Annotated in this window: 18 protein-coding genes; 5 read left to right on the forward strand and 13 right to left on the reverse strand. The window is 65.7% G+C overall.

Features of this window, described 5'->3' with window-relative positions; all coding sequences use genetic code 11:
• Positions 1 to 36: 36 nt before the first annotated feature.
• Entirely contained in the window at positions 37 to 291 is a 255-nt protein-coding gene (locus tag D3D01_RS04725) for a glutaredoxin family protein (protein ID WP_121511412.1), read from the reverse strand.
• Between the two features lie 84 nt (positions 292 to 375).
• Between D3D01_RS04725 and D3D01_RS04730 the strand changes: the two genes are divergently transcribed.
• Positions 376 to 1317, forward strand: coding sequence for an oxidoreductase (locus D3D01_RS04730; protein WP_121511413.1), 942 nt, complete (start codon positions 376 to 378; stop codon positions 1315 to 1317).
• A gap of 26 nt (positions 1318 to 1343) precedes the next feature.
• On the opposite strand, the gene D3D01_RS23640 is transcribed toward D3D01_RS04730, so the two are convergent.
• Positions 1344 to 1514 (reverse strand): hypothetical protein, encoded by a 171-nt coding sequence (locus D3D01_RS23640; RefSeq protein WP_158600440.1) that lies wholly within the window; start codon positions 1512 to 1514, stop codon positions 1344 to 1346.
• Here D3D01_RS23640 and D3D01_RS04735 point away from each other — a divergent pair.
• Complete coding sequence (locus D3D01_RS04735; protein WP_121511414.1) at positions 1509 to 2585, forward strand: hemolysin family protein; 1077 nt, start codon at positions 1509 to 1511, stop codon at positions 2583 to 2585. The genes D3D01_RS23640 and D3D01_RS04735 overlap by 6 nt on opposite strands.
• Positions 2586 to 2794: 209 nt before the next feature.
• Here D3D01_RS04735 and D3D01_RS04740 read toward each other — a convergent pair whose 3' ends face one another.
• Positions 2795 to 4027 carry a hypothetical protein gene (locus D3D01_RS04740; RefSeq protein ID WP_121511415.1) on the reverse strand — a complete coding sequence of 411 codons (1233 nt, stop codon included), beginning with the start codon at positions 4025 to 4027 and terminating at the stop codon, positions 2795 to 2797.
• A gap of 152 nt (positions 4028 to 4179) precedes the next feature.
• Between D3D01_RS04740 and D3D01_RS04745 the strand changes: the two genes are divergently transcribed.
• Positions 4180 to 4359, forward strand: a complete 180-nt coding sequence (locus D3D01_RS04745) for a ribbon-helix-helix protein, CopG family (RefSeq protein ID WP_101350965.1) — start codon at positions 4180 to 4182, stop codon at positions 4357 to 4359.
• A gap of 28 nt (positions 4360 to 4387) precedes the next feature.
• On the opposite strand, the gene D3D01_RS04750 is transcribed toward D3D01_RS04745, so the two are convergent.
• From D3D01_RS04750 to D3D01_RS04760, 3 genes are all read right to left on the reverse strand, one after another.
• Positions 4388 to 5623 carry an MBL fold metallo-hydrolase gene (locus D3D01_RS04750; protein ID WP_121511416.1) on the reverse strand — a complete coding sequence of 412 codons (1236 nt, stop codon included), beginning with the start codon at positions 5621 to 5623 and terminating at the stop codon, positions 4388 to 4390.
• A gap of 409 nt (positions 5624 to 6032) precedes the next feature.
• Positions 6033 to 6338, reverse strand: a complete 306-nt coding sequence (locus D3D01_RS04755; RefSeq protein WP_101350963.1) for a hypothetical protein — start codon at positions 6336 to 6338, stop codon at positions 6033 to 6035.
• Positions 6339 to 6573: 235 nt separating this feature from the next.
• Positions 6574 to 7437, reverse strand: coding sequence for a sulfurtransferase (locus D3D01_RS04760; RefSeq protein ID WP_101350962.1), 864 nt, complete (start codon positions 7435 to 7437; stop codon positions 6574 to 6576).
• 264 nt (positions 7438 to 7701) lie between these two features.
• On the opposite strand from D3D01_RS04760, the gene D3D01_RS04765 reads away from it, so the two are divergent.
• Positions 7702 to 8496: a sulfurtransferase gene (locus D3D01_RS04765; protein ID WP_101350961.1), complete on the forward strand. Its 795-nt coding sequence runs from the start codon at positions 7702 to 7704 to the stop codon at positions 8494 to 8496.
• A 27-nt stretch (positions 8497 to 8523) separates the two neighbouring features.
• Here the strand turns inward: D3D01_RS04765 and D3D01_RS04770 are convergent, their stop codons facing one another.
• From D3D01_RS04770 to D3D01_RS23395, 4 genes are all read right to left on the reverse strand, one after another.
• A complete protein-coding gene (locus D3D01_RS04770; RefSeq protein ID WP_101350960.1) occupies positions 8524 to 9528 on the reverse strand; it encodes an AI-2E family transporter in 1005 nt (334 codons plus the stop codon).
• Between the two features lie 64 nt (positions 9529 to 9592).
• Positions 9593 to 10675, reverse strand: a complete 1083-nt coding sequence (locus D3D01_RS04775) for a geranylgeranyl reductase family protein (RefSeq protein ID WP_121511417.1) — start codon at positions 10673 to 10675, stop codon at positions 9593 to 9595.
• A 54-nt stretch (positions 10676 to 10729) separates the two neighbouring features.
• Complete coding sequence (locus tag D3D01_RS04780) at positions 10730 to 10939, reverse strand: hypothetical protein (RefSeq protein WP_121511418.1); 210 nt, start codon at positions 10937 to 10939, stop codon at positions 10730 to 10732.
• Positions 10940 to 10987: 48 nt separating this feature from the next.
• Complete coding sequence (locus D3D01_RS23395; RefSeq protein WP_147439896.1) at positions 10988 to 11227, reverse strand: hypothetical protein; 240 nt, start codon at positions 11225 to 11227, stop codon at positions 10988 to 10990.
• Here D3D01_RS23395 and D3D01_RS04785 point away from each other — a divergent pair.
• A complete protein-coding gene (locus D3D01_RS04785) occupies positions 11196 to 11582 on the forward strand; it encodes a hypothetical protein (RefSeq protein ID WP_121511419.1) in 387 nt (128 codons plus the stop codon). The two genes, D3D01_RS23395 and D3D01_RS04785, sit on opposite strands and share 32 nt — an antisense overlap.
• A 57-nt stretch (positions 11583 to 11639) precedes the next feature.
• On the opposite strand, the gene D3D01_RS04790 is transcribed toward D3D01_RS04785, so the two are convergent.
• The 3 genes from D3D01_RS04790 to D3D01_RS04800 form a co-directional block, all read right to left on the reverse strand.
• Positions 11640 to 12614, reverse strand: coding sequence for a hypothetical protein (locus D3D01_RS04790; protein ID WP_121511420.1), 975 nt, complete (start codon positions 12612 to 12614; stop codon positions 11640 to 11642).
• A 41-nt stretch (positions 12615 to 12655) separates the two neighbouring features.
• Positions 12656 to 12961, reverse strand: coding sequence for a hypothetical protein (locus D3D01_RS24480; RefSeq protein ID WP_233563227.1), 306 nt, complete (start codon positions 12959 to 12961; stop codon positions 12656 to 12658).
• 75 nt (positions 12962 to 13036) lie between these two features.
• Positions 13037 to 13804 (reverse strand): hypothetical protein, encoded by a 768-nt coding sequence (locus D3D01_RS04800; protein ID WP_121511421.1) that lies wholly within the window; start codon positions 13802 to 13804, stop codon positions 13037 to 13039.
• Positions 13805 to 13814 lie beyond the last annotated feature (10 nt).

A 13814-nucleotide genomic window follows, 5' to 3' on the forward strand; every position in this document is an offset into this window, starting at 1 on the left:
GGTAGCCGCGACAGAGGGTCTGTCGTGTCCAGACCGCTACGCCGACTGCTGCAGCTTCTTGCGTAACTGTCGCTCGTCGACGTGGTACTTGAACGCCGGCGACTCGTCCACGAAGACGTAGGGAACGCGCTCGCCGTACTCCGCCTGAAGCTCGGGATCTTCGTCAACGTCGACGAGGTCTAGCGCGATAGCGACCTCCTCGTCGTCGGCGACTTGCTCGATTGTCTCGATGGCCTTCTCACAGAGATGGCAGTCCTCGCGCGTGTAGACGGTGACCGAAACGTCGCTCATCACTGGAACACGGGGGCGACAGCATAAGACTCTCACTCTCCCGTCGGCGATGGGTTTCAGTGCTTCGCGCCCGTAGCTCACTCAATGACAGGCTGGACTATCGAGGACATGCCCCCGCTGACGGACCGAACCGTGGTCGTAACCGGCGCGAACAGCGGGCTGGGACTTGAAGGCTCGAAGGCGTTCGCTCGCAGAGGCGCGACGGTTGTGATGGCCTGCCGGAGCGTCGACCGCGGTGAATCGGCCGCAGCGGAGATCCGCGAAGCCGTGCCGAACGCGACGCTCGATATCCGTGAGTGTGACCTCGCGGACCTCTCGAACGTCGAATCCTTCGCCGACGGCCTCCAAGACGACTACGACGCCGTCGACATTCTCTGTAACAACGCCGGCGTCATGGCGATTCCCCGGAGCGAGACGGCCGACGGTTTCGAGACGCAGTTCGGCGTCAACCATCTGGGTCACTTCGCCCTGACCGGGCACCTCCTTGACCTCCTCGGGGCCGCCGACGGCGAGTCCCGAATCGTCACGCAGTCCAGCGGTGCACACGAGATGGGCGAGATTGACTTCGACGATCTGCAGGGCGAGCGCTCCTACGGGAAATGGTCGGCCTACGGCCAGAGCAAGCTCGCCAACCTCCTCTTTGCCTACGAACTCCAGCGCCGGCTGGGCAACCACGGCTGGGACGACGTGATAAGCGTCGCCTGCCACCCCGGCTACGCCGATACCGACCTCCAGTTCCGCGGACCCCGGGAGATGGGGTCGACGCTGCGAACCGCGGCTATGGGCCTCGCCAACGCTGTGCTCGCCCAGTCCGCCGAGCAGGGCGCGCTCCCGATGCTGCACGCTGCCACCGCCGACGACGTCATCGGCGGCGAGTACGTCGGCCCCGGCGGCCTGCTCGACATGCGCGGCCCGCCCGAGTTCCAGCAGTCCAACGCGGCCTCGCGCGACGAGGCGACCGCCGAACGGCTCTGGGCGGTCTCGACCGACCTCACCGGCGTCGAGTACGACTTCGAGCGCGCGTAAACGGTTATTTTTCGGGTGCGGACGTGCTATGCCAGCTCCGGGCCGTTCCTCCGCCTCTTCGCCTCGCGCTCGCCGCGGTCGCGGGCGCTGCCGCGCTGGTCGTCGGTCGCTGGCTCGCCCGCCGTCGGGGGGCCGGCGACTGACCCGATGTCACCACGCTTTCCTGTCCGGCTGGTGAATCCCGCCGATACATGCAACCAGTCGAAATCGCGCTCAGGCTGCTTGCAGGGGTCGCCCTGATCCTCGCAAACGGCTTCTTCGTCGCCATCGAGTTTGCCCTGACCCGGGCCAGACAGTACTCGGAGTCGGAGTTCGACGAACCCGGCCTCCGTCGGGCCTGGGAGATGACCGACGACCTCGAAATCTACCTGACGAGCTGTCAGGTCGGCATCACCGCTTCCAGCATTGCGGTCGGTATCGTCGCCGAGCCGGCGCTCGCTGCCATCTTCGAGCCGTATTTCCAGTCTTCTGCGCTGGCCGGCGTCGGGGCCGGCGCGGCCATCGCTTTCCTCATCATCAACCTCGTCCACCTGACCCACGGCGAGCAGACGCCGACGTACCTCGGTGTCGAGCGCGCGAAGTTCGTCTGCCGGTACGGCGCGGCGCCGCTGTACTACTTCGCGTGGATCATCTCGCCGATTATCAAGGTCGGCGACGGCGTCGCCAAGTGGACGCTGGGGCTGTTCGGCGTCGAGATGTCCGGCGCGTGGCTCGAAGCGGAGGTCGACAGCATCGAGTCCCGGGCCGAACTACGCAACGAACTCGGTTCCGTTCTGGACCGCGGCGACGTGCCCGACGAGCGTCGTGAGGAGATTATCTCTGCGTTCCGCGTTGGCGACCGTGAAGTCGGCGACGTGATGGTGCCCCGCGAGGACATCGTCGCGCTGTCGCCGACCGACGACGACGTGACCAACGCCGAGCGCATCGCCGAGACGCCCCACACCCGCTACCCGCTCGTCGGCGAGACGCTCGAAGACTTCCTCGGCATCGTCTACATCCCGGCGCTGGTCGACGAGCGCGAGGAACAGGACGGGGCGGGCGGCCTGCTTGACGGCATCGACCTCGAAGCCGTCGCCTCGCCGCCGATGACGATGTCGCCCGACACCACCGTCAGTGACGCCATCGACCAGTTCCAGACCGAGCGCCAGGAACTGGCCTTCGTGCTCGAAGACGGCGAAGTCGTCGGGCTGGTCACGGTCACGGACCTGCTGGAGGAGGTCGTCGGCGACATCCAGGACCCGATGGACGCCGAAGCCGGCGTCGAGTGACGCTGAAAGTACTACCGGTCGACGGCACCGGGGCCTGACGGCTACCGCGGCGGCGTGTAGACGTTGACCGTCTCTAGGGGCGTCTCCGTCGTTCTCTATGCTGTGGCGTTTGCCGGCCTCCATGACCACTTCGAAGTAGCGGTCGAAGTCGAGTCGCGTTCGCTCCATACGTGCCGGTCTGTCGTACCGCAGCCCCACTCTCGGGACGCTCAGTCCCCGCCCGCGAGCCGCCCGACCCGGCCGGTGAGCCGGGCCGCGATGCCCTCGAAGTGGGCGGTGCTCCAGCCCGCGACGACGAGCGCGCCGACCGTGTTGAACACGAGGTCGTTCACGATGTCCCCCGTGCCGTACTGTGCCAGGACCGCCTCGCCGCCGACCACCGACGCGAGGCCGCCGCTTGCGAACTCAAGTATCTCCCACCCGACGCCAACCGCGAGGACAAACAGGACGACGAAGGTGGCGCGGAACCCGCGGTTGAAATCGACCGCACGGGAGTGGCGTTCGACCGCCCGCGCGACCGCGTACCCAACGCCGGCGACCAGCGACGCCGAGACGGCGTGGGCCAGGCTGTCGTACCAGCCAAACGCTTGGTACAGTTCGAGCGCGCCGGCCGCGTGCAGCGTCGACGCCACCGTGATCCACAGCACAAGACCGGTGTCCATCGCGTAGTCGTATTCCCGGCGGAACAGCGCCGGCAGGAACGTTATCGCCAGCGGGCCGGCGCTGTTGACGAACAGCGTCACGTTGCCCCGGACGAGCGCGAAGGCGGATATTACCCCGAGGACCGCCTGTAGCGTCCGGACCGCGATGCGGTGGTGCTTGCCGTCTCCGGGAAGGGACGTACCCGACTGGTCACGTTCGGATGGGTCTGCGCCCGAGACGCGCAGTCGGGCGATGCGCGCCGACCGTTCGAAGTACAGTTCGAACACGACACCGGCGATGATACCGGCGGTCGCTGCAGTGACGAGGTCCCACATCAGCTCCGTCTGCCCGTCGAGGAACGCGGTTCCCAGTAGCGTGTCGGTCGCATAGATACCGACCGCCCAGACGCCCGCGACGGCCATCGTCACGATGACGACGAACACCGTTGCGAACCGCGGCGTCATCGTCAGTGAGGTACACGCATCGAGGACAACGGCCAACAGCAGTGCGACCCCGGCGATTACGAGGAACGGGGTGACCTGCGGGAAACCGCCGACCGTCCGGACGAGTACCGGGACCGCGACCAGTCCGAGCAACTCCGCAGGCACCGTCGTTTCGAGATTCCGCGTGGCGAACGGAACCGTGACCGCGATACCGACGAGGAGTGCCGTGAGCACTGCCCACTCGAATTCGCCACCGGCCAGGAACCGTCCGACGCCGCCGATGAGAATTCCCGTTACCGTCCACGCGCCGAGCGCGTCGAGCCGGTGGGGACCGATAAGAGACTGTAGCGAGCCCATCACGACGTGAATACGACACGAGTCGTAATCAAAGCACGGCGGTTTCCTGACACGCTTCTGGAGTTCATCGCCTCTATGGCCCCTGTCACGCGACTGACCGACGGCTGTCTGACGAGGATATATTTCTCTGGCCGTTCAACTCCCCGTAATCAATGGACGAAGCGTTTCTGGACCTCGAATCGATCGAGGTCGAACTGGACGAGGAGTTGCTCGATGCGATTGACGACAAGGCGTTCGCCGACCACCGCGACAACCGGGACGCCGCGATTCGCGACCTGCTCGATGAGTGGCTGAAACAGCGTGCCACCGAAGACGCGAACGAGCGTGACTGAGCGAGGCCGAGGTCGCCTGCGTGACAGCCTACTGGAGGGAGACGGTCTCGCCTAATTCGGGCGCGGTCGCGTCGTAGCCGTCTTCGCGGAGTGTGGTTGCAAACGCCTCACAGCGGTCGCCGTGGTTCACGAGCACCGGCGTGTCACGATAGTCACCGAGGTACGCCAACAACCCACCGCGGTCGGCGTGTGCCGAAAAGTCGTACTGCTCGACGCGCGCGCTGACAGGCATAATCCGCCCGTCTATCTCGGCACTACCGGTCTCTAGCAGGTCCCGACCCGGCGTTCCCTCGACCTGATACCCGGTCATCGTGACCTTGTTCATCGGATTTCCACGGACCTCCGGGATATACGTCATCGCCGGGCCGCCCGAGAGCATCCCGCTGGTGGTGACGATTGCCGCCTTCTGGTCGGTGATACGTTTGCGCTGGCCGTCCTTGCCAGTCACAAACCGCGCGTGCGATTTCGCCCGCCGGAACGCGTCGGCGTCCCGGAGGAACTCGGGGTGCTGGGCGAGCATCTCGGTCACCTCCTTACCCATCCCGTCGACGTAGCAGGGGATGTCGTGGGCCTCGCAGACGAGCAACATCTCCTGTGTTCGTCCGATGGCGAAGGCGGGGACGACGACGGTGCCGCCCTCCCAGAGCGTCGTTTCGACGCTTTCGACGAATCGACCCTCGACCGTTTCTCGGAGTTCGTGGTCGACATCGGAATAGGTGCTCTCACAGATGACCGTGTCCGCGTCCGGACGGGCCGTCGTCCCTGAGACGAGGCGCTGGTCGTCGGTGTGGAAATCGCCCGTGTACAGCAGTCGGGTGTCGCCGTCGTCAACGAGAACGTGTGCGCTTCCCGGGATGTGGCCGGCGTTGTAGAAGGTGACCTCGTAGCCGGCGGCCTCGAACGTCTCCCGGTAGCCGTGGGTCTCAGACACCTGCGTCACCCGCCTGACGTTGGTCTCGGTGAACGGACAGTTGACCGTCCCGCCGTGGAGCTTGAGCGTGTCACGGGCGAGCGTCATCGCCAGTTCGTACGTCGGCGGCGTCCAGTGAATCGGTGGTCGCGCGTCGCCCGACACCAGCGCCGGGATGGTCCCGACGTGGTCGAGGTGGCCGTGGGAGACGACGACGGCGTCCGGCGACGGCGTCCGAACCGGAAACTGTGGCGGCGAGTCGGTCAACATCCCGAAATCTAGCAGTAACGACTCGTCAATGAGGATGGCGCTCCGACCGATTTCACCCGCCCCGCCGAGAAACTGCACATCCATTATGGGGACAGACGCATCGCGTCCGTTTCCGTTCGTCGGTTCTGGCCAGCTCGTGTCGTCAGTCGCCGGGGCAGCGTAATATCTATGAACCAGAACACGACGATATATCGACGCTTAGTGGCTATGAAAGCTCAAGGAGCTATTTTTCGGTACCGTATTGTGTGTGGCTAACATATCTGGTGGGCAGTGTTACCACCCTAGCATAAACAATTATTATACTCGGGGTACATTGTTCACTTGTCATGGCGACACGCCAGCAATCCCCGACGACGTACCACACGTGCAGTTGCGGTGAGGAGTTCGACACGACGGAGGAACTCCTCGAACACGCACGAGAGGCACACGGGCTTAGCGTACACTAACTGGCGTCGCGCCGCTTTTCGCACACAGGAATCCCGACAGCAACAGGTCAGGACGTTTTGTCGATGTCCTGCCGAACGCTGAACCGCGCGTAGCCGCCGTGTGAGAGGTCAAGTGCACCCAGCCACCAGTTCCATCGCTCGGCGAGTTGATACTCCTCGGGCGCGTCCGCGAGGTTGTCGATGACATCTTCAACGGTCAGTTCCGCCCCGAAGTCGGTCACGAACTGGTCTGATTCCGAGAGGTCCCGCGCCTGTCTGGCGACGACCGTAACGATATCCGGGTCGGCGTCGAAGGCGTCGCGGAGTTCCCGTTCGAGTTCCGTTCGGTCCACACCCGCGTGTAGGATGCGCATCTGACTTGAATGTACGGTTGGGAACGCGACTGGCTTTTCGAGCCGTGCCGCCCGGAACAGATGTCACTGTCTCAGGGACGCCATCGCTCTCGAACAGCGCCACAAAAATCCGAAAGTAAGCCGTTACCGCTCCGATTTGACGCGTCGTATGCTGCCGCTTACTCAGCCTCGCCCTGCTCCACGGGTCGCCCTGCGGGCTCCCCGCTCCGCTACGAAGCGAACGCCTTCGCTATGCTCAGTCGTCCGCTTCGCCTTTCTCGATAGGCGCACCAACCAGATTGCCCCATTCAGTCCAGGAGCCGTCGTAGTTGATGGTGTCGTCGTAGCCCAGCAGTTCGTGCAGGGCGAACCAGGCGACCGAGGAGCGCTCACCGATGCGGCAGTAGGCGACCGTCGTGGAGTCGCCGTCGATGCCGTACTCGGCGTAGAGTTCTTCGAGTTCGTCGTAGTCCTTGAACGTCCCGTCGTCGTTGGTGACGGCCGCCCAGGAGATGTTCTGTGCGCCGGGGATGTGGCCGCCGCGCTGGGCGGTCTCCTGGAGTCCCGGGGGTGCGAGGATTTCGCCGGAGTATTCCTCGGGCGAGCGAACGTCGACCAGCGGCAGTTCGCGCTCGATGGCGTTCTCGACGTCCTCTCGGTAGGCGCGGATGGACTCGCGCGGGCCGGAGGCCTCGTAGTCGACTTCGGAGAACTCGGGGACCTCGTCGGTGAGTTCGTAGTCGTTCTCGACCCAGTACTCGCGGCCGCCGTCGAGCAGCTTCACGTCGTCGTGGCCGTAGTACTTGAACTGCCAATACGTGTAGGCGGCGAACCAGTTGGAGTTGTCCCCGTAGAGAACGACCGTCGAGTCCTCGCTGATGCCGTGACTGCCAAGCAGGTCCTCGAAATCTTCCTTGTCGAGGATGTCGCGTGTGGTCTGGTCCTGAAGCTGTGTCTCCCAGTTGAAGCCGATCGCCCCGGGGGCGTGGCTCTCGTCGTACAGTTCCGTGTCGACGTCCACTTCTACCAGTCGGTGGGCGGGGTCGTCGCTCTGGAACTCGTCCAGATGCTCGCTGACCCAGTCGGCCGAGACGAGCACGTCGTTAGCGTAGTCAGTCATAGTGCATCGAAGCGTAAGTCTACCAGACATATATTACTACGACTTTCGGCATGTTCGGCCACTCGTCCACCGTGTCGGCAGACGTTGCCTCTACTGAGCACTGTCGCTATCCAACACGTCCGCCGCCCAGCGGACAGGAGCCATGGCGTTCCATGTCCGGATGTGAGCCCTGCTGTGCGTGCGCGAAATGCGGCAGTATTTGCACCCACCTTCGACCGCACATGATGAGAGTTTTCAAGCGGACGGAGCGGTTACGCGTGGACGATGACTGATTTCGTCTCTGCGGAGTGGGTGTCGAGTCGGGGCGACGACCTCCGGGTGGTCGACGTGCGAGACGCGTGGGAGTACGACGGCCTCGGACACCTCCCGGGTGCGGTGAACGTACCCTTCGATTCGTTCCGGGCGGACGAACACGGCGCGGAGTCCGATGCTGGCGAGGGAATGCTGCCCGCCGAAGACGAGTGGGCACGGTTGCTCTCGGAGGCCGGCATCTCGCCGGAGAGCGAAATCGTGGCGTACGACGACCACCATGGCGTCTTCGCCGCACGGTTTCTGGTCACCGCAGAACTGTTCGGCCACGACCCCGACCGACTCCACCTCCTTGACGGCGACTTCTCCAGTTGGCAACTCGAACGGGAGACCTCGAGCGAGACGCCCGATGTCACACCGACCGACTACGCCGTTCAGCGGCCGGCGTCGACGCCGCTGGTCGGCCCGGATACGGTCGCTGAGGCGGCGAACGACTCCGACACGGTGCTGGTCGACACCCGCGAGGACGAGGAGTACGACGCGGGCCACATCCCCGGTGCGGTCCTGCTGGACTGGCGGGACCTCGTCGACGACGAGACGCGAGGCCTGCTCGCGCGCGAGGAGGCGCTGTCCGTTCTCGAAAGTGCCGGCGTCGCCCCCGAGAAACGTGTCGTTCTCTACTGCAACACCGCCCGGCGCATCAGCCACACGTACGTCGTCCTCCGGCATCTGGGCTTCGAGCGGGTGGATTTCTACGAAGGGAGCCTCACTGAGTGGGAAGCACAGGGGCGGCCGCTGGAGACGAACTGAGGCGTCGTCGCGCTGGCATACTCTACATTACGTCAGTTTCTGCTGGTCGCCCTGCCGCTCGCTGGTCAGTAGCGACGACAGTTCGACCAGCAGCGCGATGACGACCGGGCCGGCGATGAAGCCGATGACGCCAAGCGTCAACACGCCGCCAGTGAATCCGACGAAGTAGAGGCTGGCCGGGAGACCCGTCGTGTAGCGGGCGAGCTTCGGTCTGATTACCGCATCGGGGAGGAAACCGACAAAAACGAGGCCGAACACGGTCACCAGAACTGCCCCGGTGATGTTGCCGTTGATAACATCCGCGACAGCGATGGTGAGGACGACGACGCTGGGGCCGATGACGGGAACGAACTGCAGAATGCCGGCGACCACTGCCAGTGCGAACGCGCCCTGATAGCCCAGCAGCCAGAACACGACCCACGCCACGACGAAGGTCCCGAACGCCGTCGCCGCCTGAAGCACGTAAATCGCGTACAGCGTCCCCCGGAGTCGCTGATGGAGTCGGTTGACGACCTCGTGATACGACGCCGGGACCGTCCGATAGACGGCCGTTTTCGGAGCCTGCGGCTGCCAGAGCATCGCGTAGACGAGGATCGCAAACAGGACGGCCTTCAGCGCCAGCACGGGCGATTCAGCGGCTAAATCCACCGCGACGGCCGTGAGCGTCTCTCGGGCGGCTACTAACGTCGGATCTATCTCGATCGGGTAGCTGAACTCGCCGAATTCGAGGGTCACCATCGACGGGAGCTGCTGGAAGAAAGAAAACAGGTCGCGGCGGCGGAGATACAGCACGGCCCCGAGCGGGACGATGATGAGTGTGCCGCTGATGAAGGCGATACCTGTTGTCACAGCCGCCGACAGTCGCCTGTTGAGTCCGTGGCGTCCAAGCCATTCCGAGACGGGGAAAAGCACGTATGCGACCGTGATTGCGAAGAAAATCGTCGCTAGCACCCGCGCGAGCAGAACTCCTGTCAGACAGCCGGTGAGGACAAGCAGGCCCGCGAGGACGTAGGTACGTCGGCGTGTTACCACGCCCGTCTTTTTCCATCGGCCGGTAAAAACGTTACCCGCAAACGCCAGCAGGGTAACACGTTTGTCAGGACCGTGAGAACAGCGCCGCTAGCTGTTCTCTGGAGAACAGCGTTGTCGGCCGGTCCATGTGGACGCCGATCTCGCCTTCGAAGGCTTTCATCCCGACTTTCTGTATCGGTTCCGGTGCGGAGTAGCCCGCCCGAACGGCGTGGCCGAGGCGGATCTCCTGTCGAAGGTCGTCGCGCCACGCGCGCTCGTACTCGCCCAGCGTCGCCGGGTCGTCGGGGTCGATTTCTCGGGCCGCGTGGTCGGCGGCAGTCATGCCGTATCGGATGCCACCGCCGGTGAAGGGCTTGGTCTGGGCTGCGGCGTCACCGATGAGAAACGACCGTCGACCGGTGACTCGCTTCGGCGGGCCGATCGGGATAAGTCCAGAACAGCGGTGGTCGGTTTCGACGCCGTAGCCGTCGACGAACTCCTCGAAACGGCCGCGAGCGTCAGCACCCGGTGGTACCGCCAGTCCGTACTCGACGCCGGCTTCGCCTCGTGGAATGCGCCAGGCGAAAAAGCGCGGGACGGTAAGGTGCACGTCGACGAAATCGCTGTGGTCGACCTCGTCGCTGAACCCGAGGACGCCGTGCAGTAGTTCGTCGGGTTCGGGCAAGTCCAGTTCCCGCCGGACGCGGCTCTTCGGGCCGTCACAGCCGGCGACCATCTTCGCGCGGTGGGTCTCGATGCCGTCGGGTCCGCGGACTTCGACGGTGACGCCATCTTTGTCCTCAGTGACGCCGACGACCGAGTGCTCCTCGCGGACCTCGGCACCGGCGTCACGGGCCACTTCGGCGAGATGCCTGTCCAGACCGACGCGGTCGATAACGTTCGATATGACCTCGTCCTTGTAGAAGGGATGGTCCTGACTGCCGGGACCGCCAGTGTGAAACCGAGCGCCCGAAATCTCGTTCTGGAACAGGTCGTCGCGGGCGTCTTCGGTGAACTCCCAGATATCCGTGCTGACGTGACCCGAGCAGGCAAGGGGCTTCCCGACCTCCCCCTGTTCGAAGACGACCACGTCAAGCCCCCGCTCGGCCGCCCGACGCGCGTACCGCGACCCGGCCGGTCCCGCCCCGACGACCACAACGTCATACATACACGTTCTCTCGGTGTCACGAACCAAATACCTTCTCGATTCGCTCGCTCCCGGTCAGCCGCCCGCGGCGGGGACCCGCGGATGGCCCTGCCGCTCGGCCAGCCAGCCGCCGAAGCGGCCGGCGAGCGCGCCGCCGACCACAACCATGTTGAACATGATGCTGTCCGGGGACTGAATCACCTGCAACGCGGTGAAGGGGGCGGCCAGCAGCCCGCCGAGCAGGGCGCACGTCCACGTATCCGAGCGGTCGAGTTGGAGGGACATCACGGCACGGTACGACGGCCAGGTGGATCAGTGTTCTCCGCTGATATGTCATGGAATCGTTGCGAACGGCGGCCGTGTGGCTGTCTGCGGGACGCCGCTCACCGGAGCACCGGCGAACGCGACGACGGCGAGCAGGAGCGGGCCAAGCGCCAGCGCGATGCACTGCCCGTGACCGAGCGGTATGCGAGATAGCTGACACCGCCACGTCGCCGGTCGAAGCAGGGCGTATTTGTCGGTGTAGCCCCTGTCGTCGGCTATGGCAGAGTACCAGCCCGGGGTGTGTAACATCGGAGCGAACCAGCGCCGCGCCCGGCGGCTGTCGGCCGTCGGGTCGTTCGCCGTCGCTGCTGGCATCGCAGTCGCCGTCGGGGTCGACGCAGTCCCTCGACTGTCGCTGTGGGCGACTGTCCCCTTCATTTTTGGCGGGTTCCTCGGCGCGTTTCAGGATTACTTCCGGTTCTGTGTCGCTTTCGGAGCGCTGGCCCGCTACGACCTCTCGGGGTCCGGTGGGGAAAGCGGACGCGTCGGCACGAGCGAGGCCGTTCGCGCTGATCGGCGAAAAGCGGCGAAAATCATCCTGCTCTCGGCTGTTGCGACGGTCGTGACAGCCGGCATCGGGTCCGTGGCTGTTACCGCCGTGTAGGGCTTCTGTCCGCTGTGTGTTCTGTTTGTCACCAGAGCCGCTCAGGCGGTGGCGGTATCAGATGACGGCCAGCCCGCTCGGGACTTGCTCGTAGTCGCTCGGCCAGTCCCCGCCGTCGAGGTCGTGTCGCGTCCACGCGTCCCCGCGGTTCGACTGGAACAGCCCGTGGTTCGTCAGTGCGAGGAAGCTGCCGTCCGGGTCGGCGGCGAGGACCGGGCGGGCCAGCCCACCCGGACCCGGCAGGCCGTCCATCGATTGTGTCCACCGCTCACCGTCCCACCGATACACGTAGCTCTCTCCGTGTGTGCTGTGCGCGGACTGTGGGCCGCTGGCAGCCGAGACGACGACGCGGTCCGGGTCGTCGGGGTGGACAGCCAGCCCCCATACGTACCGATGGGCCAGCCCGTCCTGCGGGTGGGTCCACGTCGCTCCCCGGTCGGCCGACAGCGCGAAGCCGTCGCCGGCGGCGGTGTACACCCGGTCCGGGGCGTCTGGATGGGTCGACAGCGTGTGGTTGTCCCGCCGAGCACCGTCGGGATGGTCGACCCACGTTTCGCCGCCGTCCGGACTGCGGATGAACGCGCCGGCCTCGATAGCGGCGTACACCTGCGCCGGGTCGTCTGGGGCGAGCGCGAGCCAGCGGACGTGGTGGGTGTGTGGCCGCGGCGGAAACGACCACCGCGACGCCGTATCGAGGTCGGTCAGCCCCGGCCGCTCCGTCCACGTCTCGCCGCCGTCAGCCGAACGGTAGACCGCGCTCGGTTCCGTCCCGGCCCACACCATGTCAGGGTCCTGTGAGCTGACTGTGGCGCTCGTCACGCGGTCGCCGGCGTCGAGGACCGATTCCCACGTCGCGCCACCGCCGGTCGTCCGCTGGAGGCCGGCGTCGGCGGTGCCGACGAAGGCCCGGGCCGGCTCGGCCGCGCCCGCGGCGACACACTCGATGTCGTGGCCGAGCAGGCAGTCGTCCCAGCCGGTCCCGCTGCCTCCGACGAGGACGCGGTCGCCGAGCGCGGCGTAGACGGTGTCCATAGCCGACTGTACGATGCCCGAGCGAAGAAAGCTGGTGGTGGTCAGCGACTCGCCGACCGCGTCAGCGCGAAGACGTACAGCGCCACGAAGAAGCCGCCGAGGAAGAAGGCGATGAACGACCCGAGGCTGAGCTGTGCGTACTGGCCGACGCTCCCGAACAGGTCCGGCGCGATAGCGACGTACAGCCCCGCGTAGGCGGCGATGAGCGCCGCGGACGCCGCGAGCGTGTACGACGCCCGACCGTCGATTACGCCGTGTGAACACTCCCACTCCTGAGTCTCGCCGTCGGACTCCGTGCGGTCGTCGGTGTACGTACAGCGACTCCCGGCGCGCCCCGACCAGGCCATCGTTGCCAGGAACGGTCTGCAGGCAGGCATAAGCGCTTCCACACCCGTCCGGCCCGTCTGTAGCCGCGGCCGTGCCTACGGCGTCCACCAGCGCAGCCCAACCATCACGAAGACGATTGCCAGCTGCATCAGGCCCTGAAGTCCCCCGAGCTTGGCGTTTCGCATCCCGATTTCGGAGACGAGGTCGACGTCCGGGTTCTCGGAGACGACCTGCCGGTAGATGCGGACCTCGCCGGGCAGGATGACGCCGAAGCCCTGCACGGACAGCAGCGTCACGATGGCCAGCGTGGCGACTATCCACCACGAGGTCATCGCGAACTGCGGGAGCGCGGTCGCCAGATACGCGCCGGAGCCGAGGACGGCCACGCCGAGGACGCCCAGCGTCTTCGGGTCGGTCAGCGCGTCGAACTGGTAGCCGATGAGGAGGACGACGGGGATGAGCGTCGCCGCGGTCAGAATCGCCAGCCACGGGTCGGCGTTGGGGAACTTCCCGAGCCGGAGCGCGAGCAGGATGCCGCCGCTGATGGTCACCGTCGCCAGCGTCGGCATCAGGAACGTCATCTTCGGCGTGAACGACGCGAAGAAGTCGGCCCGGGCCTCCGGCTCCTGGCCGCCCAGGACCGGCCCCAGAACCAGCCCCATGAACAGGTCAACACCGGTCCACAGCACGCCGGCCATCACGTGCACGTAGGTCAGCGCCCGGATGTTCCCGCTGGCGAGCGCGCCCGCGAAGGCCAGCAGCGGGACGGCCACCGCCCCCGCGGCGAAGGCCGGGTTCGCCTGCCTCGCCAGCCCACCGATACCCCGTTTCCGCTCGACGCCGTCCGCTGTCGACTGTGCCATGGCTGGCTCT

This window comes from Haloarcula sp. Atlit-7R (genome assembly GCF_003666065.1).
GTDB classification, from domain to species: Archaea; Halobacteriota; Halobacteria; order Halobacteriales; family Haloarculaceae; genus Haloarcula; species Haloarcula taiwanensis.

Excerpts from the sequence above, each read along its gene's own strand:
- D3D01_RS04725 (WP_121511412.1), bottom strand. The coding sequence starts at position 291 with ATGAGCGACGTTTCGGTCACCGTCTACACGCGCGAGGACTGCCATCTC.
- D3D01_RS04730 (WP_121511413.1), top strand. The coding sequence starts at position 376 with ATGACAGGCTGGACTATCGAGGACATGCCCCCGCTGACGGACCGAACC.
- D3D01_RS04735 (WP_121511414.1), top strand. The coding sequence starts at position 1,509 with ATGCAACCAGTCGAAATCGCGCTCAGGCTGCTTGCAGGGGTCGCCCTG.
- D3D01_RS04740 (WP_121511415.1), bottom strand. The coding sequence starts at position 4,027 with ATGGGCTCGCTACAGTCTCTTATCGGTCCCCACCGGCTCGACGCGCTC.
- D3D01_RS04745 (WP_101350965.1), top strand. The coding sequence starts at position 4,180 with ATGGACGAAGCGTTTCTGGACCTCGAATCGATCGAGGTCGAACTGGAC.
- D3D01_RS04750 (WP_121511416.1), bottom strand. The coding sequence starts at position 5,623 with ATGGATGTGCAGTTTCTCGGCGGGGCGGGTGAAATCGGTCGGAGCGCC.
- D3D01_RS04755 (WP_101350963.1), bottom strand. The coding sequence starts at position 6,338 with ATGCGCATCCTACACGCGGGTGTGGACCGAACGGAACTCGAACGGGAA.
- D3D01_RS04760 (WP_101350962.1), bottom strand. The coding sequence starts at position 7,437 with ATGACTGACTACGCTAACGACGTGCTCGTCTCGGCCGACTGGGTCAGC.
- D3D01_RS04765 (WP_101350961.1), top strand. The coding sequence starts at position 7,702 with ATGACTGATTTCGTCTCTGCGGAGTGGGTGTCGAGTCGGGGCGACGAC.
- D3D01_RS04775 (WP_121511417.1), bottom strand. The coding sequence starts at position 10,675 with ATGTATGACGTTGTGGTCGTCGGGGCGGGACCGGCCGGGTCGCGGTAC.
- D3D01_RS04780 (WP_121511418.1), bottom strand. The coding sequence starts at position 10,939 with ATGTCCCTCCAACTCGACCGCTCGGATACGTGGACGTGCGCCCTGCTC.
- D3D01_RS04785 (WP_121511419.1), top strand. The coding sequence starts at position 11,196 with ATGGCAGAGTACCAGCCCGGGGTGTGTAACATCGGAGCGAACCAGCGC.
- D3D01_RS23395 (WP_147439896.1), bottom strand. The coding sequence starts at position 11,227 with ATGTTACACACCCCGGGCTGGTACTCTGCCATAGCCGACGACAGGGGC.
- D3D01_RS04790 (WP_121511420.1), bottom strand. The coding sequence starts at position 12,614 with ATGGACACCGTCTACGCCGCGCTCGGCGACCGCGTCCTCGTCGGAGGC.
- D3D01_RS24480 (WP_233563227.1), bottom strand. The coding sequence starts at position 12,961 with ATGGCCTGGTCGGGGCGCGCCGGGAGTCGCTGTACGTACACCGACGAC.
- D3D01_RS04800 (WP_121511421.1), bottom strand. The coding sequence starts at position 13,804 with ATGGCACAGTCGACAGCGGACGGCGTCGAGCGGAAACGGGGTATCGGT.